The sequence below is a fragment of the Pseudomonas viciae genome (genome assembly GCF_004786035.1).
Classification (GTDB): Bacteria; Pseudomonadota; Gammaproteobacteria; order Pseudomonadales; family Pseudomonadaceae; genus Aquipseudomonas; species Aquipseudomonas viciae.
Map to the genome: position 1 here is coordinate 5107543 of NZ_CP035088.1, position 19867 is coordinate 5127409.

Sequence of the window (19867 nt, forward strand, 5' to 3'; positions counted from 1 at the left end):
AAGCCCGTTTTGAACGTCACGCAGCCTGCAGCCCAGCAGCGCCGCGGGCTTCGCCGCGCCCAGACAAGGCTATGAGCCACTATTTGCAACGGTTCTACCAGCCCAGGGTTTCTTTCAAAAAAGGAATAGTCAACTTGCGCTGGGCCTGAAGTGAGGCCTGGTCGAGACGTTCGAGCAATTCGAACAATGCGCTCATGCTGCGGGTGCCACGGGTGAGAATGAAATGCCCGACTTCATCGGTCAGGTGCAGGCCACGCCGGGAAGCGCGCAGCTGCAATGCACGGAGTTTGTCTTCGTCGGACAGCGGGCGCATCTGGAAAATCAGCGCCAGGGTGAGACGGGACTTGAGGTCCGCCAGCTTCACCGGCAGTTCCCGCGGCGAGGTCGAGGCGGCGATCAGCAAGCGCCGACCGCTGTCGCGCAACCGGTTGAACAGGTGGAACAGCGCCTCTTCCCAATCAGCCTTGCCGGCCACCGCCTGGAGATCGTCCAGGCAGACCAGTTCGTACTGCTCAAGGTTGTCGAGGATTTCAACGCCGCGATCCAGCAACTCCGCCAACGGCAGATACACCGCCGGCTCGCCCAACTGCTCGAAGCGCAGGCAAGCCGCCTGCAACAAGTGCGTGCGCCCTACCCCATCCTTGCCCCACAGGTAAATCAGGCTCTCGGTCCAGCCGGCGTCGGCTTCGCAAAGCCGCTCGACATAGCCGAGTGCAGCGGCATTGGCGCCTGGGTAGTAGTTGATAAAGGTGGCGTCATCACGCAGACGCACACCTAGGGGCAGCTGAATCGGTTTCATGCTGACTGAACAGTTCCAAAGGAACCGTTAGTGGCCTCTGTGTAAAGTGTGCAAAGTTTATACCCGTGGCGCGGACCGCACAATGCGCCGGACCACGAGCAAAATCAAAGGTTTGCAGCGCCAGGACAGCGGCGCGGCAGTTTCCCTGACGCTGGGGCAGCTGCCACGCCTGCCACTCGCCCTACAGATCAGGGTCTTCGGCGCCGCTATAGATGTCCGAATCCTTGTACAGATCGTGCATATGGCGCACCAGCACCATGATGACCGCCGCCACTGGCAGCGCCAGCAGGATTCCGGTGAAACCGAACAACTCGCCGCCCGCCAGGATCGCGAAGATCACCGCCACCGGGTGCAGGCCGATGCGATCGCCCACCAGCAACGGCGTCAGCACCATGCCCTCCAGGGCCTGGCCAACCATGAACACCGCCACAATGCCAATCATCGGGTAAAAATCGCCGCCGAACTGGAACAACCCGGCGACCAACGCCGCGCCAATCCCGATCACAAACCCCATGTACGGCACGATGGCCGCCAGCCCGGCGATCATGCCGATCAGCAGGCCCAACTCCAGCCCCACCAGCATCAACCCGGCCGCGTAGATAAAGCCCAGCGCCACCATCACCAGCAACTGCCCGCGTACGAACGCCCCGAGCACTTCGTGACATTCGCCGGTCAGGGTCATGATGCGTTCTTCACGGTGCCGTGGCAGCAGGCTGCGGATCTTGGCCATCATCAGGTCCCAATCCCGCAGCAGATAGAAGGCCACCACCGGAATCAGCACCAGGTTCGCCAGCCATCCCATCAACGCCAAGCCCGAGGCCGTGGCCTGGCTCAATACCACGCCAACGATGTCAGTGGTCTGGCCCATGTGCTCGCTGATGGCCGCCTTGACCTTGTCGAACTTCCAGAAACCGTCCGCCAAGCCCAACTTCGATTGCACCCACGGCACCGCGCTGTGCTGCAACCAGTCGAGCATCTGCGGCGCCAGCTCATACAGACGCACCAGTTGCTTGGCGAGCATCGGTATCAACACCAGCAACAGGGCGCTCACAATCAGCGTGAACAGCGCAAACACCGCCACCACGCCCCAAGTCCGCGACAGACCGAGTTTTTCCAGGCGATCCACCACCGGATCGAACAGGTAGGCCAACAGCAACGCAACCAGGAACGGCGTGAGGATCGGATGCAGCAAATAGATAAGCGCAAACAGTAGGGCGACCCCACCCAACCAGAACCAACGCCGCGTATCGCCCATGAACCACTCCTAGCTATATAAAAGAAAGAAAACCTACCAGCGGAAGCGCAGGCTGGGAATCGGCGCAGGCGTTGGCGCTGCGACCGGCGCCGAACCATCAGCAACTGGTTGGGCCGCTGGCTCCGGCGCGACGGCCTCACCGGGCGGAACTTCCTGCAATTTCGCCAGGGCCAGTTGCGCTTTCAACTGCTCGGCGCTGCCGTTGACCCGATAGACGATCCGGTCACCTTCAACCCGCTGCAATTGCCCACCAAACGGCTCGAGCAAACGCCCAAGCGCCGCATAACGCTCAAGGTTCATGCCCTGCACTTCCAACAATTGTTCGGTGGCCACGCCCGGCTTGGCGACGAAGCGCGGCGCCAGGCGCTGGCTCACCGCCAACATCACCGCATCGGCCAGGGCGGCAGGATCGGCGCCCTGGGCTGTGCCCTGCTCGCGCTGATCCCCCAGCCACAAGCGCCAGGTCCCCTGCCACTGACCGCCCTCTTCCTTGGCGTGGACTGCCAGCAAGGCGTCCGCCGCGTAGCGCTCCGAGGCATCCCGCAGCGGAGCGGGATCGTTGCCCTCCAGGTTCGGCGCGGTGGCGACGATCTGCTCGCTCAAGTCTGCCAACGGCAGCCGCAGCGGCAGGCCCCGGTGCTGGGCGGCGCGGCGCAATGGCGCGGCGCTGGCCTGGCCATCGCCCACCAGGCTGGAACCCTCGGTCGAATCGTTCAGCCACCAGCCCAGGATCGACGGCCGGTTCGCCCCCCACAGCGACAACCCCGCCGTGCGCAAGGCCCGATCCGTGCTCACCGGGTCGAAGTCGACCTTGAGGCTTTCCGGTGGGCCGGCGTCGTAGCCATATTGAAGAATGATCTGTTGCGGGTCCTTGCGGACCGCCGCCAGGCCAGGATTCTGGGCGGCCTTGGCGTCGCCGGTCAGGCGCAGAACCAGGGTGTCCAGGGCGCGCAGGGTCGCCTGGTTACGCTCCTCCGGGGCCTGGTTGCTGACCGGCTCAAGCACTTGATAAAGGCCATTGAGGGTTTCGGCATGGCTCGCCAGGCTGATCAGCGACAAGCAGCCCACAGACAAGAATTTGAACAAACGCATGGAAGATTCCCGGACATAACGGCTGGAACAGGCCGCGTGAAGAAGATTGAGCATGGCTGTGACCACAGCACCCGGCAAAACATTCACACGCCCGATGGAAGTTTCGCCCTGTCATCACCATAACCGGTTACCGCTACACCTTATACAGACGCGCTACACAGTACCAATATAAGAAATATCGGTTTTTTTCCGTGGATATGTCCCTGCCCGTCGGCGCGAGGATGGCCGCTGCCCCTCAAGCCTGATAAAATCGCGCGCCTTCGCAGACCGGCAATGGCTGGGCACCCGGAATAATTCGTACAACGGTTATTCAATGGCCCCGGCGTCGGTCGTTACCCAGAAATCCCCCCTAAAGGCCTGGATCATGAGCAAGCAACCCTCCCTGAGCTACAAGGACGCCGGTGTAGACATCGACGCCGGTGAAGCATTGGTCGAACGCATCAAGAGCGTCGCCAAGCGCACTGCGCGTCCGGAAGTCATGGGCGGCCTGGGCGGTTTCGGCGCCCTCTGCGAGATCCCGGCCGGCTACAAGCAACCGGTGCTGGTCTCGGGCACCGACGGCGTCGGCACCAAGCTGCGCCTGGCACTGAACCTGAACAAGCACGACAGCATCGGCATCGACCTGGTGGCCATGTGCGTGAACGACCTGGTGGTCTGCGGCGCCGAGCCGCTGTTCTTCCTCGACTACTACGCCACCGGCAAACTCAACGTCGACACCGCCGCCCAGGTAGTGACCGGCATCGGCGCCGGCTGCGAATTGTCCGGCTGCTCCCTGGTCGGCGGCGAAACCGCTGAAATGCCGGGCATGTACGAAGGCGAAGACTACGACCTGGCCGGTTTCTGCGTCGGCGTCGTGGAGAAGGCCGAGATCATCGACGGCTCGAAAGTCGCCGCTGGCGACGCCCTGCTCGCCCTGCCGTCCTCCGGCCCGCACTCCAACGGCTACTCGCTGATCCGCAAGATCATCGAAGTCTCGGGTGCCGACATCGAGAACACCCAGCTCGACGGCAAGCCACTGGCCGACCTGCTGATGGCTCCGACCCGCATCTACGTCAAGCCGCTGCTCAAGCTGATCAAGGACACCGGCGCCGTCAAGGCCATGGCCCACATCACCGGTGGCGGCCTGCTGGACAACATCCCGCGCGTACTGCCAAAAGGCGCCCAGGCGGTGGTCGACGTAGCAAGCTGGACCCGCCCGGCGGTGTTCGACTGGCTGCAAGAGAAAGGCAACGTTGATGAAACCGAAATGCACCGCGTGCTGAACTGCGGCGTGGGCATGGTCATCTGCGTGGCCCAGGAGCACGTCGAGACGGCCCTGAAGGTACTGCGTGAAGCCGGCGAGCAGCCTTGGGTCATCGGCCAGATCGCCACCGCCGCCGAAGGCGCTGCCCAGGTCGAGCTGAAAAACCTTAAGGCGCACTGATGTCCGCAACCTGTGACGTGGTGGTGCTGCTGTCTGGCACCGGCAGCAACTTGCAGGCCCTGATCGACAGCACGCGGACCGGCGACAGCCCGGTCCGTATCCGCGCGGTGATTTCCAACCGCGCCGACGCCTACGGCCTGCAACGCGCCAAGGATGCGGGGATCGACACCCGCGTCCTGGATCACAAGGCGTTCGAGGGCCGCGAAGCCTTCGACGCCGCACTGATCGAACAGATCGACACCTTCAATCCGCACCTGGTGGTGCTGGCCGGCTTCATGCGCATCCTCAGCGCCGGTTTCGTGCGTCACTACCAGGGCCGCCTGTTCAATATCCATCCCTCGCTGCTGCCCAAATACAAAGGGTTACACACTCACCAGCGGGCGCTGGAGGCCGGTGACACGGAGCATGGCTGCTCGGTGCACTTCGTCACCGAGGAACTCGATGGCGGACCACTGGTCGTACAGGCAGTAATACCGGTAGAGTTGCACGACACGCCACAAAGCCTGGCGCAACGGGTTCACGCCCGCGAGCACCAGATCTACCCGATGGCCGTGCGTTGGTTTGCCGAAGGACGGTTGACCCTCGACGATCGCGGTGCCTCACTGGACGGCCAGTTACTCGCCGCCAGCGGCCATTTGATTCGATACTAGGAGATTTTATGCGTCGCGCCCTGCTCTTCGCTTGCGCTCTGCTGGCCTTGCCCCTGGCACAGGCTGCAGAACTTCAACCGTTCTCCGCCAGCTACACCGCCGACTGGAAACAGTTGCCCATGAGCGGCACCGCCGAGCGCAACCTGACCAAGGAGGCCAACGGCACCTGGAAGCTGAGTTTCAAGGCTTCGATGATGATCGCCAGCCTGACTGAAGAAAGCACCCTGACCCTGGACAAGGACACCCTGCTGCCACAGTCCTACCACTTCGAACGCGGCGGCCTGGGCAAAGCCAAGAAGGCCGACCTGGACTTCGACTGGAACACCAAGATGGTCACCGGCACCGATCGCGGCGACGCGGTCAAACTGCCGCTCAACCGTGGCATGGTCGATAAATCCACTTATCAGCTGGCCCTGCAGCACGACGTAGCGGCCGGCAAGAAAAGCATGAGCTATCAGGTCGTCGATGACGGCGAAGTCGATACCTATGACTTCCGCGTGCTGGGTTCGGAAAAGGTCGACACCAAGGCCGGCCAGATCGACGCAATCAAGGTCGAGCGCGTGCGTGACCCGACACAAAGCAAACGCATCACCGTGCTCTGGTTCGCCAAGGACTGGGACTACCTGCTGGTGCGCCTGCAACAGGTCGAGACTGACGGCAAGGAGTACAACATCATGCTCCTGGACGGTACGGTCAACGGCAAGGCTGTGAAAGGCAGCTGAGCCACGCCGAAAACAAGAAGCCCTGCCTATGCGGGGCTTCTTTTTGCCTGGGTTTCCTGATTACCCAAATGAACCCACAGGTTTTTGCATTTACCGAAGGATTACCTCCTGCATGAAACCTTCTTCATGAACACCTCCTGCGACAGAATGCCGCGCACTGCCTGGCCTGCAGGAATATTGAGTTTTTCATGAAAACTTCTTAACGAACCCAGGCATTTACTTAGCCGGCTATCCAAATCTATAACAAAGTCCTGCACACGCCTTGCTGCAGATAACAGAGATTGGAGCTTGCAAGATGACTGTGAAAGTAACTGAACGTGATGACGCCCATATGTCCCACGAAGGCATTGCCGCCGGTATCCGGATCTGGGATGTGCATCAACAGGATTTGCTGGTGGGGATGTTCCATTCCGAGACGGATGCCCATAGCTACAAGGCTGAGCTGGAGCGCGAAGAAAGGCTGCGCTCGCGCGAGATGGCAGAATCGTAAGAATTGGCGATGAAAATCCTGTGGGAGCGAGCAAGCTCGCTCCCACAGGTTCTGTGTTTCAGCTCAATGGCATTGCGCCCGGCTTACCACATTAAATCATCAGGAATCTGATACGCCGCGTACGGATCATCCGCATCCACTTCTTCGGTCTGGGTATTGAGCTGGACGATGCGCTGGGGGTCGCGCTCCTGGATCTTCAGGGCCGCTTCGCGTGGGATCACTTCGTAACCGCCGGCATGATGGACGATCGCCAGCGAGCCACTGCTCAGCTTATTGCGCATCAGGGTGTTGACCGAGAGGCGCTTGACCTTCTTGTCGTCGACGAAGTTGTAATAGTCCTCAGTGGTCAGCTTCGGCAGGCGCGAGACTTCGATCAATTGCTTGATCTGCGCGGCCCGGGCCTTCTGCTCGGCCTTTTCCTGTTGCTGACGATTGAGTTCCTGGTCGCGCTTGACCTTCTCGGCCATGGCCTCCTGGGCCGCGCGCTGCTGGGAGTCATCCAGTTCGATCTGGCCTTTGTGGGCCAGACGCTGCTGCTTCTGTTTCTCTTTGCCGACCTGCTTGGCCTGCTTTTGGTTGACCAGCCCTGCTTTGAGCAACTGGTCGCGAAGGGAAAGGCTCATGGTGCTTACTCACTTAGGCAACGGCCTCAGCCACAGCTGGGCAAATTCTTTTCCTGGCGTTTGGCTTCGCCCCACAAGGCGTCCAACTCTTCGAGGGTGCAATCTTCCATGGGACGGTGGGTGTCGCGCAATGCCTGTTCGATAAATCGGAAGCGTCTTTCGAATTTCCCGTTGGCGCCACGCAGGGCCGTTTCCGGGTCAACTTTGAGGTGGCGAGCCAGGTTCACCACACTGAACAGCAGATCGCCGATCTCATCGCTGATGGCCACCGGGTCATTGTCGGCCATGGCTTCGAGCACTTCGTCCAGTTCCTCGCGGACTTTGTCGAGCACCGGCAACGGGCCTGGCCAGTCGAAACCGACCTGACCGGCACGCTTTTGCAACTTCGCCGAGCGGGATAACGCCGGCAAGGCCGCCGGCACATCGTCGAGCAACGACAACTGCTCCGGCGCCGAGGCTTTCTCAGCACGCTCCTCGGCCTTGATTTCCTCCCAGCGCCGCTTGACCTGCTCTTCGCTCAGGCGCGGGATGTCCACGGGCGCGTAGAGGTCACCGGTAGGAAACACATGGGGATGGCGCCGGATCAGCTTGCGGGTGATGCTGTCGATCACGCCGGCGAATTCGAAGCGATTTTCTTCCCGGGCCAGCTGGCTGTAATACACCACCTGGAACAACAGGTCGCCCAGCTCGCCCTGCAAGTGATCGAAGTCGCCGCGCTCGATGGCATCGGCCACTTCGTAGGCTTCCTCAAGCGTATGGGGAACGATGGTGGCGTAGGTTTGCTTGATGTCCCACGGGCAGCCGTACTGCGGGTCGCGCAGGCGGCTCATCAGGTGGAGCAGGTCTTCAAGGCTGTACATTAAATCCGTCCCATCACACAAAACACTGTGGGAAATAACCCAATGAGAGCAAGCCTGTGGGAGCAGGTCTGTGAGAGCAAAGCTTGCTCGCGATTGCGGTGGTGACCCCAACCTATATGGGGACTGACCCACCGTTATCGCGAGCAAGCTTTGCTCCCACAGGCTTGCTCCTACATTTGGACTGCGATTAACCCGGCGTCCGATTGCGCCGGGTCTCGATGATGTTCGGCAGCTGGGAAATCCGCCCCAGCAACCGCCCCAGCGCATCCAGCCCCGGAATCTCGATGGTCAGGGACATCAGCGCGGTGTTGTCTTCCTTGTTCGAACGGGTGTTGACCGCCAGCACGTTGATCCGCTCGTTCAGCAACACCTGGGACACGTCACGCAGCAGGCCGGAGCGGTCGTAGGCGCGGATGACGATGTCCACCGGATAGGTGAGCACCGGCACCGGGCCCCAGCTGACCTGGATGATCCGCTCCGGTTCACGGCCGGCCAGTTGCAGCACCGAGGCGCAGTCCTGGCGGTGAATGCTCACGCCACGGCCCTGGGTGATGTAGCCGACGATCGCATCCCCCGGCAACGGCTGGCAGCAGCCCGCCATCTGGGTCATCAGGTTGCCCACGCCCTGGATCTGGATATCGCCGCGCTTGCCTGGCTTGTAGCCGGTGGCCTTGCGCGGGATCAGTTCCAGTTGTTCGTTGCCGCGTTCCGGCTCCACCAGTTGCTGGGCCAGGTTGACCAGTTGTGCCAGACGCAGATCGCCGGCACCGAGGGCGGCGAACATGTCTTCGGCGGTCTTCATGTTGGCCTTTTCGGCCAGCTTGTCGAAGTCCACCTGAGGCAGGCCCAGGCGACTGAGTTCGCGCTCGATCAGGGTCTTGCCGGCGGCGACGTTCTGGTCACGCGCCTGCAACTTGAACCAGTGGACGATCTTCGCCCGCGCCCGCGATGTGGTGATGTAGCCCAGGTTCGGGTTCAGCCAGTCACGGCTCGGCGTGCCGTGCTTGCTGGTGATGATCTCGACCTGTTCACCGGTCTGCAGGCTGTAGTTGAGCGGCACGATCCGCCCGTTGATCTTGGCGCCACGGCAGTTGTGGCCGATCTCGGTGTGGACCCGGTAGGCAAAGTCCAGCGGCGTCGCGCCCTTGGGCAGGTCGATGGCGTGACCGTCGGGGGTGAAGATGTAGACCCGATCCGGTTCGATATCGACCCGCAGCTGTTCGGCCAGGCCGCCGATGTCACCCAGCTCTTCATGCCACTCGAGCACCTGACGCAACCAGGAGATTTTTTCTTCGTAGTGGTTCGACCCGGACTTGACGTCGGTGCCCTTGTATTTCCAGTGCGCGCAGACGCCCAGCTCGGCCTCCTCGTGCATGGCGTGGGTGCGGATCTGCACTTCCAGCACCTTGCCCTCGGGGCCGATCACCGCAGTGTGCAGCGAGCGATAGCCGTTTTCCTTGGGGTTGGCGATGTAGTCGTCGAACTCCTTGGGAATGTGCCGCCACAAGGTGTGGACGATCCCCAGCGCGGTGTAGCAGTCGCGCATTTCCGGGACCAGTACACGCACGGCGCGAACGTCGTAGATCTGGCTGAACTCCAGGCCTTTGCGCTGCATTTTGCGCCAGATCGAATAGATGTGCTTGGCCCGGCCACTGATGTCGGCTTCCACGCCGGTGGCCTGCAATTCTTCGCGCAGTTGGGTCATCACATCGGTGATGAAGCGCTCGCGGTCCAGGCGCCGCTCATGTAACAGCTTGGCGATCTGCTTGTACTGGTCGGGCTCCAGGTAACGGAAGGACAGGTCCTCCAGCTCCCACTTGATATGGCCGATGCCGAGACGGTGGGCCAGGGGCGCGTAGATGTCGAACACTTCCCGGGCGACGCGGTTGCGCTTTTCGTCATCGGCGGCTTTCACCGCACGGATCGCGCAGGTTCGTTCGGCCAGCTTGATCAGCGCGACGCGCACGTCGTCGACCATCGCCACCAGCATCTTGCGCAGGTTTTCCACCTGGCCCTGGGTGCCCAGGACCATGGACTGGCGCGGGCTGAGGCTGGCGCTGATGGCGGCCATGCGCAGCACGCCGTCGATCAGCTTGGCGACCACCGTGCCGAAGCGCTGGCTGACCACCGGGAGCTGGATCTGGCCTTCGCGCACGCCACGGTACAACACCGCCGCCACCAGCGAATCCTGGTCGAGTTTGAGGTCGGCGAGGATCTCGGCGATCTCAAGGCCCGTCTGGAAACTCGAGGTGCCTTCGGACCATAGGTTCTTCGCCGCGTTGTGTTGCTGTTCCGCCTCACGAGCGAACTCGCAGGCGGCCTTCAAGGCTTCGCGATCCAGTGCCGTGTCGATACTGACCGCGTGATCGAGCCAAGCCTCGAGATTGATACTGCCGTCGGTGTTGATCGGCTGGTGTGCTCTCACCTGTACCATCTTTACTTACCTTCCCTACGACGCAGATTCAATGCGTCAACATCGCTGCCCTTTGGTGTTCGTGTGTGCGCCCAAGGCTGTGGCGCGTTGGCACGAACGGGTCAGTCGGACAAGCCATCCTGGCTCGCTTCAAATAACGCCATGGCCTCGACATGTGCCGTCTGAGGAAACATATCGAGAATCCCGGCACGTTTTAACCGGTAGCCCTGCTTGATCAATTCGACCGTGTCCCGGGCCAAAGTTGCCGGGTTGCACGATACATATACCAACCGTCTGGCGCCCAGGGACGCCAACTTGCGCACCACCTCGAAAGCACCGTCACGGGGTGGGTCCAAGAGTACCGCAGAAAAGCCTTCGCCGATCCATTGCGCACCCGCCAGTGGCTGGGATAAATCGGCCTGAAAAAAGGCAGTGTTATTCAAATTGTTGCTGAGGGCATTCGCCGCCGCACGGTCCACCATGGTCTGCACGCCTTCGACGGCCACCACCTGGCGCACGCTCCTGGCCAGCGGCAAGGCAAAGTTGCCCAGGCCGCAGAACAGATCCAGCACCCGCTCCTCGGCTTGCGGCGCGAGCCATTGCAGCGCCTGGGCAATCATCGCCTCGTTGACCCCGGCGTTCACCTGGATGAAGTCCCCTGGCCGGTAAGCCAGGTCAAGATCCCAGGCCTGCAAGCGGAACCCCAGGGTTTGTCCCGGCTCGACCGGTTGTGGCTCGCCTTCGCCATGCAGCCACAACTGGGCTTCGTGGAACGCACAGAAATCCTTGAGGATGCTCAGGTCGGCGTCCGACAACGGCGCCATGTGCCGCAGCAACACTGCCAGGGACGAGCCGGCGAACAATTCCACATGCCCCAGCGCCTGGGGTTTGCTCAAGCGTCGGAGCATGTCCGGCAAGCGGCTCATGATCGGCTGCAAGGGCTGTACCAGCACCGGGCAATCGCCGATGGCGACGATGTCCTGGCTGCCAACGGCACGGAAGCCCACGTCGAGTTTTTTCGCCTTCTGGTCCCAGCGCACCGCCACGCGGGCGCGACGCCGATAACCGAATTCCGGTCCGCTCAACGGCGCGGCCCATTCATCCGGTTCCACCCCGGCCACTCGCGACAACTGCTCGGCGAGCATGCGCTGTTTCAGGGCAAGTTGTTCTTCATGGGGCAAATGCTGGACGCTGCAACCGCCGCAACGACCGGCATGGACGCAGGGTGCCGCTCGCCGCAGTTCACTGGACAGGAACACCCGCTCGGTGCGGGCCTCGACCACTTTGCCATGGGCGCCCAACACCCGCGCCTCGACCTCTTCGCCGGCCAGGGCACCGATGACAAACCAGGTGCGCCCGTCGACAAAGGCGATGCCTCGGCCATCGTTGGCCAGGCGCTCGATGGTCAAGCGCTGCTTTTTACCGGTGGGCACTTGCGGGGTCCGGCTTCCGCCGCTGGGCTGAAAGCGCAAACCTCTCTCTTGCTTGGCCATCAGTTGGGCGCGTCGAAAATGCCGGTCGACAGGTAACGGTCGCCACGGTCACAGATGATCGCGACGATCACCGCGTTTTCAACTTCCTTCGACAGGCGCAGCATGCCCGCGACGGCACCGCCCGAAGACACGCCACAGAAGATGCCTTCTTCGCGCGCCAGGCGACGGGTCACGTCCTCGGCTTCGCTCTGGGCCATGTCGATGATGCGGTCCACGCGCTCGGCCTGGTAGATCTTCGGCAGATACTCTTCAGGCCAACGCCGGATACCGGGGATGGCCGAGCCTTCCATCGGTTGCAGGCCGATGATCTGCACGTTCGGATTCTGTTCCTTGAGGTAGCGCGAAGTGCCCATGATGGTGCCGGTAGTGCCCATCGAGCTGACGAAATGAGTGATGGTGCCGTCGGTCTGGCGCCAGATCTCAGGGCCGGTGGTGGTGTAGTGGGCTTCGGGATTGTCGCCGTTGGCGAACTGATCCAGCACCTTGCCACGGCCTTCGGCCTGCATGCGCTCGGCCAGGTCCCGGGCACCTTCCATGCCCTCCTCCTGGGTCACCAGGATCAACTCGGCACCGTAGGCAGTCATCGCCGCCTTACGCTCGGCGCTGGAGTTGTCGGGCATGATCAGGATCATCTTGTAGCCCTTGATCGCCGCCGCCATGGCCAGGGCGATGCCGGTGTTGCCGGAGGTCGCTTCGATCAGCGTATCGCCAGGCTGGATCTGCCCGCGCAATTCACCACGGGTGATCATCGACAGCGCCGGCCGGTCCTTGACCGAACCCGCTGGGTTATTCCCTTCGAGCTTGAGCAAAAGCGTATTGCTGGTAACGCCAGGCAGGCGCTGCAAACGGACCAGCGGAGTGTTGCCGACGCAATCGGCGATGGTTGGGTACTGCAAAGTCATGGCGTATTCGCAATCCGGACTGCGGGGGCGCCTATCATACCGGCAAACCTTGCAAGGCCATATCACGCAAAGTGTGGTGGTTATGGCTTATGGGAATAAGCAACGCGCGTGGGGGGCTGCCGGATGTAAGCCCGTAAGGATGCACAGCGACATGAACTTTACGAAGATTGCCCGCCTGCAAATCGCTACACTGCGCAGGTATTGCGTGCCGGATGCGCGCAAAGCTCAATCAGACCGCTGGATGCAGGAGACAAGTGTGCTCAAGAAACTGGGAATCAAAGGCCGCGTGTTGTTGCTGACCCTGTTGCCGACCAGCCTGATGGCGCTGGTCCTGGGTGGTTATTTCACCTGGATGCAGCAAGCGGACCTGCACGCCCAGTTGCTGCAACGGGGCGAGATGATCGCCGAACAGCTCGCGCCGCTGGTCGCCCCGGCCATGAGCCGCCAGGACAGCGATCTGCTGGAGCGCATCGCGACGCAGTCCCTCGAAGAGACAGATGTACGCGCCGTCACCTTCCTCGCCCCCGACCGCACGCCGCTGGCCCATGCCGGTCCGACCATGCTCAACCGCGCACCGGAAGGTAATAGTGCGCAATTGCTGCAGCGCACTGGCAACGACGCCACGCGCTACCTGCTGCCGGTGTTCGGTAAACACCGCAACCTGGCCGGCGAACTGATCCCCGAAGAAGCCGACCGCCTGCTGGGCTGGGTCGAGCTGGAGTTGTCCCACAGCGGCATGTTACTGCGCGGTTACCGCAGCCTGTTCGCCAGCCTGCTGCTGATCGGCGCCGGCCTGGGCCTGGCCGCGTTGCTGGCCTTGCGCATGGGCCGCACGATCAATCGACCGCTGAGCCTGATCAAACAGGCCGTGGCCCAACTCAAGGACGGTCATCTGGAAACCCGCCTGCCACCACTGGGCAGCCAGGAGCTGGATGAACTGGCCTCGGGCATCAATCGCATGGCCGGCACCTTGCAGAACGCCCAGGAAGAATTGCAGCACAGCATCGACCAGGCCACTGAAGACGTGCGCCAGAACCTGGAAACCATCGAGATCCAGAACATCGAGCTGGACCTGGCCCGCAAGGAGGCCCTGGAAGCGAGCCGGATCAAGTCCGAATTCCTGGCCAATATGAGCCATGAAATCCGCACGCCGCTCAACGGCATCCTCGGCTTTACCCACTTGTTGCAGAAAAGCGAACTGACCCCGCGCCAGCTCGACTACCTGGGCACCATTGAAAAGTCCGCCGACAGCCTGCTGGGGATCATCAACGAGATCCTCGACTTCTCCAAGATCGAGGCCGGCAAGCTGGTGCTCGACAACATTCCGTTCAACCTGCGCGATCTGCTGCAGGACACCTTGACCATCCTCGCCCCCGCCGCACACGCCAAACAACTGGAGCTGGTGAGCCTGGTGTACCGGGACACGCCGCTGTCGCTGGTGGGCGATCCGCTGCGTCTCAAGCAAATCCTCACCAACCTGGTGAGCAACGCCATCAAGTTCACCCGCGAAGGCACCATCGTCGCCCGGGCCATGCTCGAGGACGAACACGAAGATAGCGTGCAGTTACGCATCAGCGTCCAGGACACCGGCATCGGCCTGTCCAACCAGGATGTGCGGGCGCTGTTCCAGGCGTTCAGCCAGGCCGACAACTCGCTGTCCCGGCAACCGGGTGGCACGGGGCTGGGCCTGGTGATTTCCAAGCGCCTGGTGGAACAGATGGGCGGCGAGATCGGTGTTGACAGTACACCGGGCGAAGGCTCGGAGTTCTGGATCAGCCTGCGCTTGCCCAAGACCCGTGACGATGCCGAAGACCTGCCCGGCCCGCCGTTACTGGGCCGGCGCGTGGCGGTGCTGGAAAACCATGAACTGGCCCGTCAGGCCTTGCAGCACCAGCTCGAAGACTGCGGCCTGCAAGTGACGCCCTTCAACACCCTTGAAAACCTGACCAACGGCGTGACCATCGCCCACCAGACCGATCAGGCAATCGACCTCGCCGTACTCGGCATCACCAGCAACGACATGCCGCCGGAACGCCTCAACCAGCACATCTGGGACTTGGAGCACCTGGGCTGCAAAGTGCTGGTGCTGTGCCCCACCACCGAACAGACGCTGTACCACCTCTCGGTGCCCAACCCCCACAGCCAGTTGCAGGCCAAGCCGGCCTGCACCCGCAAGTTGCGCCGCTCGCTTTCCGACCTGGTCAACCCGCGGCCGCCTCGCAGCGAACCCCACGAACCGGTGGCCAGCCGCGCACCCAAAGTGCTGTGCGTGGACGACAATCCGGCCAACCTGCTGCTGGTGCAAACCCTGCTCGAAGACATGGGCGCCAAGGTGTTGGCCGTGGAAAGCGGCTACGCGGCGGTCAAGGCCGTGCAAAAGGAAACCTTCGACCTGGTGTTGATGGACGTGCAGATGCCGGGCATGGACGGTCGCCAGAGCACCGAGGCGATCCGCCAGTGGGAAAGCGAGCGGCACTGCACGCCATTGCCGATCGTCGCCCTCACCGCCCACGCCATGGCCAACGAAAAACGCGCCTTGCTGCAAAGCGGCATGGACGACTACCTGACCAAACCCATCAGCGAGCGGCAACTGGCCCAAGTGGTGCTGAAGTGGACCGGCCTGGCCCTGCGCAATCAGTCGCCAGAGCGCAGCGGCGATGCCCAGGGCACCGGCGAACTGCTGGTGCTCGATCACGAAGAGGGCCTGCGCCTGGCCGCCGGCAAAGCCGACTTGGCGGCGGACATGCTGGCGATGTTGCTGGCGTCCCTGGAAGCCGACCGCGAAGCGATCCGCCAGGCCAGCGAAGCCAACGATCAAAATGCCCTGATCGAACGGGTCCACCGCCTGCACGGCGCCACACGCTACTGTGGCGTCCCGCAATTGCGCGCGGCCTGCCAGCGCAGCGAAACCCTGCTCAAGCAACAGGACCCCAAGGCTGCCGCCGCCCTGGAAGAACTGGAGCGCGCCATCAATCGCCTGGCGAGCGAGGCGCGTATCAGCGCCTGATCCAGGGCAATACCCTTGGAACCGGAATCGCTGAAAATCCATGCTCCTACCCGGACGGGCTTATTTTTTTATGCCAGGAGGCCGCCATGCGCGTGATTCTTTTCAGCAGCCAGACCTATGACCGCGACAGCTTCAGCAACGCCCTGGCGCCTGCCGGCCTTGAATTGCAGTTCCAGCCGGCACGCTTGAACCTGGACACCGTGGCCCTGGCCGAACGACATGACGTGGTGTGCGCCTTTATCAACGATGACCTCAGTGCCCCGGTGCTGGAACGACTGGCGAACGGCGGGACCCGGCTGATCGCCCTGCGCTCGGCCGGCTACAACCATGTCGACCTGCTCGCTGCCAAACGCCTGGGATTGAGCATCGTCCGGGTTCCGGCCTACTCGCCCCACGCCGTGGCCGAACACGCCGTGGCGTTGATCATGGCCCTCAATCGCTGCCTGCACCGCGCCTACAACCGCACCCGGGATGGTAATTTCAGCCTCCATGGGCTGACCGGTTTCGACCTGGTGGGCAAGACGGTCGGCGTGATCGGCACCGGGCAGATCGGCGCGACGTTCGCACGGATCATGGCCGGCTTCGGCTGCCAGTTGCTGGCCTATGACCCGTACCCCAACCCGCAGGTCGAAGCCTTGGGGGCGCGCTACTTGCCCCTGGCCGATCTGCTGGCGCAAGCGCAGATCATCAGCCTGCACTGCCCGCTCAACGAACAAAGCCGACACCTGATCAACGCCCAATCGCTGGCCGCGATGCAACGCGGCGCGATGTTGATCAACACCGGGCGTGGCGGCCTGGTGGACACGCCGGCCCTGATCGAAGCCTTGAAAAGCGGCCAGCTCGGCTACCTGGGGTTGGATGTGTACGAAGAAGAGGCCCAGCTGTTTTTCAAGGACCGCTCCGACCTGCCCCTGCAGGACGACGTGCTGGCACGGCTGCTGACCTTCCCCAACGTGATCGTCACCGCCCACCAGGCGTTCCTGACCCATGAAGCGTTGGCAGCCATTGCCATCACCACCCTGGACAACATCGCCGCCTGGGCGAAAGGCACGCCACAAAATCTGGTAGATAGCTAAACCTTGAGCCAGCTCCCACAGGGGATGGAGTTTCGTCGGCCTGATCTCCAGATGCCCGCCATCGAGACCATCCCAAGCCATGCCCCGTGCTAGCATATCGCGCCTATTTGGAGGACCCATGGCCGAACACGATTTCCGCTACACCCTGATGAACCCACAGCACACCTTGACCGAGGTCCGCGCCCTGGCGCCGGGCCGTTACCAGGTCACCGGCAATGGCGGTTCGATCCAGGCCAACGATGTACTGCTCGTCACCCTCAAGGGCAGCAAGGATTTGTCCATGCGCCTGACCGTGGACACCGTTCGGCATCTGCTCAAGCCCATGGGTCAATGGACCGCGATGACCACCGGTCCGGTGTTCGGTGAGCTGGCGATCCACACCTGGCAGGTCAATTGCGACAGTTGCGCCAAGGAACTGAGCTTCGAATTTGCCGTCGATGCCAAGCTCGGCGTCAAGGCCCAGAAACCGGCGGCCAGTGCACGCATCGCCGAACTGGGCTGGACCACTGTCGGTGAAAAACACCTGTGCCCTAAATGCCAGGAAGCCGCCTGATGAAACGCTTGGCCCTGGCCGCGCTGATCGGCGCCGGCCTGATGGGTTGCGCCGCCGAGCCGGTGCAACTGCAACATAACCGCAGCTACATCCTGGAATGGATCGGCGAACGGCCATTGATGGACTACAGCCACCTGACCATCACCCTCGGGGATGACGGCCGGGCCTACGGCAACGGCGGCTGCAATCACTGGTTCGCGCCCTACACCCTGGAAGGCCACCGCTTGAGCTTCGGCAAGATCGGCAGCACTCGCAAACTCTGCGCCCCGGCCCTGATGGAGCAAGAGACACGCTTTTTGCAAGCGCTGGAAAAGGTCGAGCGCTGGGACATCTCGCCCATCGAGCAGATGCGCTTCTGGCCGGCCCAAGGCAAGCCGTTGCGGTGGTGGTTGGAGGAAGGCTGAGGCCTGATCCCACTTGATCGTTCCCACGCTCCGCGTGGGAACGATCATCACAGGTGTTATTTAAGCGCCTGCAACGCCTCAAGCTTGGCCATCACCCCTGCCGCCGTCTGTTCCCCCAGCAACTGCTCGCGCACTTTGCCCTGGTTATCGATGATGTAAGTCACCGGCAGCCCTTCGCTGCGTGGAAGGTCGAAGATCTCGGCCGGATCCCGGGCCAGCACGGTGAAACGAATTCCCATCTTGTCGCTGGAGCTCTTGAGCTCCTCGCCCTGCACCTGGTCGAAGTTGACCCCGAACACACCGACATTGCGCCCCTTGAGCTGCTCGGCCAAGGCGTTGAACTCCGGGATCTCGGTGCGACACGGCGCACACCACTCGGCCCAGTAGTTGAGCACCAGCCATTGTTTGTCCAGCCGCTGCGAGGCAATGGCCTGGCCGTTCTGATCCACCCCGTAGTCGTTTCCGCAGCCGGCGAGCAACAAGATGCCGATGAATGTCAGTGCTGCCGTCAATCGCCTTGCCATGTGCCAATCCTTAGTCTGAATGTGAACGTCACCGCGACCTAACGCCCTGCAAGGTGCTAGAGGCCTCGCAGCACAGTAGAATAGCCGCCACCTTACGCAAGATGCGACCCGCTCATGACCGATCTGACGCTTTATCACAACCCGCGCTGCTCGAAATCCCGCGGTGCGCTGGAACTGTTGGAGGCCCAGGGCCTGGCGCCTACCGTGGTCCGCTACCTGGAAACCCCGCTCGACGCCGCTCAGCTTGAACGCCTGCTGGGCAAGCTCGGCCTCACCGCCCGGCAACTGCTGCGCACTGGCGAAGAGGAATACGCCACGCTCAATCTGGCCGACGCCAGCCTGAGCCAGGCTCAGTTGATCGCCGCCATCGCCGCCCACCCGAAACTCATGGAGCGGCCGATTCTTGAAACCGCAGACAAAGCCATGATCGGTCGTCCGCCGGAGAAGATCCTGGAGATCCTGCCGTGAGCACACCGTACATCCTGGTGTTGTATTACAGCCGCAGTGGCTCCACCAACGAAATGGCCCGGCAGATCGCACGGGGCGTCGAGCAGGCTGGGCTGGAAGCACGGTTGCGCACGGTGCCTGCCATTTCCACCGAATGCGAAGCCGTGTCGCCGGACATTCCCGAGCAAGGCCCGCTGTACGCCAGCCTCGATGACCTGAAGAACTGCGCCGGCCTGGCCCTGGGCAGCCCGACCCGTTTCGGCAACATGGCCGCGCCACTGAAGTACTTTCTCGACGGCACCAGCAACCTGTGGCTGACCGGTGCCTTGGTGGGTAAACCCGCCGGGGTGTTCACTTCCACCGCGAGCCTGCATGGCGGCCAGGAAACCACCCTGCTATCGATGATGTTGCCGTTGCTGCACCACGGCATGCTGATCACTGGCCTGCCCTACAGCGAATCGGCCCTGATCGACACCCAAGGTGGCGGTACGCCTTACGGCCCGAGCCATCACGCCGGAGCCGACGGTAAAAGCGGCTTGAATGAGCATGAAGTCGCGCTGTGTCGGGCCCTGGGCTTGCGCCTGGCGAAAACCGCACAACTGCTGGAGAACGGCCGTGGCTAAGAAGCCGAAAATCCTGCCGCCTATCCAATGGCTGGAACCGCGCGTACGCATTGCCCGCATCCTGAGCCTGCTGTGTTTTTTCGGCCTGGTAGGGCTGCTCAGTGCGTATTACCTGCTGATCGCAGACCTGCACGGCGCGCGGCCTTGGGTGATTCTGCTGATCGAGCTGGTGCCGCTGCTGATCCTCGCGCCCGGCATGCTCAGTGGCAGCGCCCGCGGGCATTCGTGGATGTGCTTCGTGGTGAACCTGTATTTCATCAAGGGCGCGCTGGCGGCCTATGACCCGAACCGGCAGGTGTTCGGCATGCTGGAAATGGTGGCGAGCGTGGCGGTGTTCTGCTCGGCCTTGTTGTATGTGCGTTGGCGGTTTCAGTTGAATCGACGACTTGCGGGGGAAGGCGATATTTCCGTCGCCTGATAGACCGCTATCGCGAGCAAGCTCGCTCCCACACTGGATCTTCGGCGTTCACCAATCCCTGTGGGAGCGGGCTTGCTCGCGAAAGGAGCAACT

General features: G+C 62.3%; 20 protein-coding genes. 11 read left to right on the forward strand and 9 right to left on the reverse strand.

What is annotated here, in order from left to right:
• Positions 1 to 94: 94 nt before the first annotated feature.
• From hda to EPZ47_RS22530, 3 genes are all read right to left on the reverse strand, one after another.
• The gene (gene hda / locus EPZ47_RS22520; protein WP_003178999.1) at positions 95 to 799 is read right to left on the reverse strand and encodes a DnaA regulatory inactivator Hda; all 705 of its coding nucleotides are present in this window, start codon (positions 797 to 799) and stop codon (positions 95 to 97) included.
• 181 nt (positions 800 to 980) lie between these two features.
• Entirely contained in the window at positions 981 to 2054 is a 1074-nt protein-coding gene (locus EPZ47_RS22525; protein ID WP_135846749.1) for an AI-2E family transporter, read from the reverse strand.
• A 33-nt stretch (positions 2055 to 2087) separates the two neighbouring features.
• Positions 2088 to 3146 (reverse strand): DUF2066 domain-containing protein, encoded by a 1059-nt coding sequence (locus tag EPZ47_RS22530; protein WP_135846750.1) that lies wholly within the window; start codon positions 3144 to 3146, stop codon positions 2088 to 2090.
• Between the two features lie 364 nt (positions 3147 to 3510).
• Between EPZ47_RS22530 and purM the strand changes: the two genes are divergently transcribed.
• The 4 genes from purM to EPZ47_RS22550 all read left to right on the forward strand — a co-directional run bounded on the left by purM (position 3511) and on the right by EPZ47_RS22550 (position 6431).
• A complete protein-coding gene (purM, locus tag EPZ47_RS22535) occupies positions 3511 to 4569 on the forward strand; it encodes a phosphoribosylformylglycinamidine cyclo-ligase (RefSeq protein ID WP_135846751.1) in 1059 nt (352 codons plus the stop codon).
• Positions 4569 to 5219, forward strand: coding sequence for a phosphoribosylglycinamide formyltransferase (purN, locus tag EPZ47_RS22540; RefSeq protein ID WP_135846752.1), 651 nt, complete (start codon positions 4569 to 4571; stop codon positions 5217 to 5219). Before purM ends, purN begins: the two co-directional genes overlap by 1 nt.
• Positions 5220 to 5227: 8 nt before the next feature.
• A complete protein-coding gene (locus EPZ47_RS22545; RefSeq protein WP_134925419.1) occupies positions 5228 to 5941 on the forward strand; it encodes a DUF3108 domain-containing protein in 714 nt (237 codons plus the stop codon).
• 295 nt (positions 5942 to 6236) lie between these two features.
• A complete protein-coding gene (locus EPZ47_RS22550; protein ID WP_025215049.1) occupies positions 6237 to 6431 on the forward strand; it encodes a hypothetical protein in 195 nt (64 codons plus the stop codon).
• Positions 6432 to 6514: 83 nt separating this feature from the next.
• Here the strand turns inward: EPZ47_RS22550 and EPZ47_RS22555 are convergent, their stop codons facing one another.
• The 5 genes from EPZ47_RS22555 to cysM form a co-directional block, all read right to left on the reverse strand.
• Positions 6515 to 7054, reverse strand: coding sequence for a DUF2058 domain-containing protein (locus EPZ47_RS22555; RefSeq protein WP_135846753.1), 540 nt, complete (start codon positions 7052 to 7054; stop codon positions 6515 to 6517).
• 26 nt (positions 7055 to 7080) lie between these two features.
• Positions 7081 to 7914 (reverse strand): nucleoside triphosphate pyrophosphohydrolase, encoded by an 834-nt coding sequence (gene mazG / locus EPZ47_RS22560; RefSeq protein ID WP_135846754.1) that lies wholly within the window; start codon positions 7912 to 7914, stop codon positions 7081 to 7083.
• 187 nt (positions 7915 to 8101) lie between these two features.
• Positions 8102 to 10348 carry a GTP diphosphokinase gene (gene relA, locus EPZ47_RS22565; protein ID WP_135846755.1) on the reverse strand — a complete coding sequence of 749 codons (2247 nt, stop codon included), beginning with the start codon at positions 10346 to 10348 and terminating at the stop codon, positions 8102 to 8104.
• A gap of 101 nt (positions 10349 to 10449) precedes the next feature.
• On the reverse strand, positions 10450 to 11820 hold the full coding sequence (gene rlmD / locus EPZ47_RS22570) for a 23S rRNA (uracil(1939)-C(5))-methyltransferase RlmD (RefSeq protein ID WP_135846756.1): 1371 nt from the start codon (positions 11818 to 11820) through the stop codon (positions 10450 to 10452).
• Positions 11820 to 12722 carry a cysteine synthase CysM gene (cysM, locus tag EPZ47_RS22575; RefSeq protein WP_135846757.1) on the reverse strand — a complete coding sequence of 301 codons (903 nt, stop codon included), beginning with the start codon at positions 12720 to 12722 and terminating at the stop codon, positions 11820 to 11822. The genes rlmD and cysM overlap by 1 nt, the downstream gene beginning before the upstream one ends.
• A 256-nt stretch (positions 12723 to 12978) precedes the next feature.
• On the opposite strand from cysM, the gene EPZ47_RS22580 reads away from it, so the two are divergent.
• From EPZ47_RS22580 to EPZ47_RS22595, 4 genes are all read left to right on the forward strand, one after another.
• Complete coding sequence (locus EPZ47_RS22580; RefSeq protein WP_135848054.1) at positions 12979 to 15729, forward strand: response regulator; 2751 nt, start codon at positions 12979 to 12981, stop codon at positions 15727 to 15729.
• Positions 15730 to 15815: 86 nt separating this feature from the next.
• Positions 15816 to 16805, forward strand: coding sequence for a 2-hydroxyacid dehydrogenase (locus EPZ47_RS22585; protein ID WP_135846758.1), 990 nt, complete (start codon positions 15816 to 15818; stop codon positions 16803 to 16805).
• Positions 16806 to 16923: 118 nt separating this feature from the next.
• Positions 16924 to 17358 (forward strand): hypothetical protein, encoded by a 435-nt coding sequence (locus tag EPZ47_RS22590; protein ID WP_135846759.1) that lies wholly within the window; start codon positions 16924 to 16926, stop codon positions 17356 to 17358.
• Positions 17358 to 17762, forward strand: coding sequence for an META domain-containing protein (locus tag EPZ47_RS22595; protein ID WP_135846760.1), 405 nt, complete (start codon positions 17358 to 17360; stop codon positions 17760 to 17762). Before EPZ47_RS22590 ends, EPZ47_RS22595 begins: the two co-directional genes overlap by 1 nt.
• Positions 17763 to 17818: 56 nt before the next feature.
• Here EPZ47_RS22595 and EPZ47_RS22600 read toward each other — a convergent pair whose 3' ends face one another.
• Positions 17819 to 18286, reverse strand: a complete 468-nt coding sequence (locus tag EPZ47_RS22600; protein WP_135846761.1) for a TlpA family protein disulfide reductase — start codon at positions 18284 to 18286, stop codon at positions 17819 to 17821.
• A gap of 114 nt (positions 18287 to 18400) precedes the next feature.
• Between EPZ47_RS22600 and arsC the strand changes: the two genes are divergently transcribed.
• The 3 genes from arsC to EPZ47_RS22615 are packed head-to-tail and all read left to right on the forward strand — an operon-like array spanning position 18401 to position 19774.
• Positions 18401 to 18754, forward strand: a complete 354-nt coding sequence (arsC, locus tag EPZ47_RS22605; RefSeq protein ID WP_135846762.1) for an arsenate reductase (glutaredoxin) — start codon at positions 18401 to 18403, stop codon at positions 18752 to 18754.
• The gene (wrbA, locus tag EPZ47_RS22610; protein WP_135846763.1) at positions 18751 to 19356 is read left to right on the forward strand and encodes an NAD(P)H:quinone oxidoreductase; all 606 of its coding nucleotides are present in this window, start codon (positions 18751 to 18753) and stop codon (positions 19354 to 19356) included. The genes arsC and wrbA overlap by 4 nt, the downstream gene beginning before the upstream one ends.
• Positions 19349 to 19774 carry a DUF2069 domain-containing protein gene (locus EPZ47_RS22615; RefSeq protein WP_135846764.1) on the forward strand — a complete coding sequence of 142 codons (426 nt, stop codon included), beginning with the start codon at positions 19349 to 19351 and terminating at the stop codon, positions 19772 to 19774. Before wrbA ends, EPZ47_RS22615 begins: the two co-directional genes overlap by 8 nt.
• Positions 19775 to 19867 lie beyond the last annotated feature (93 nt).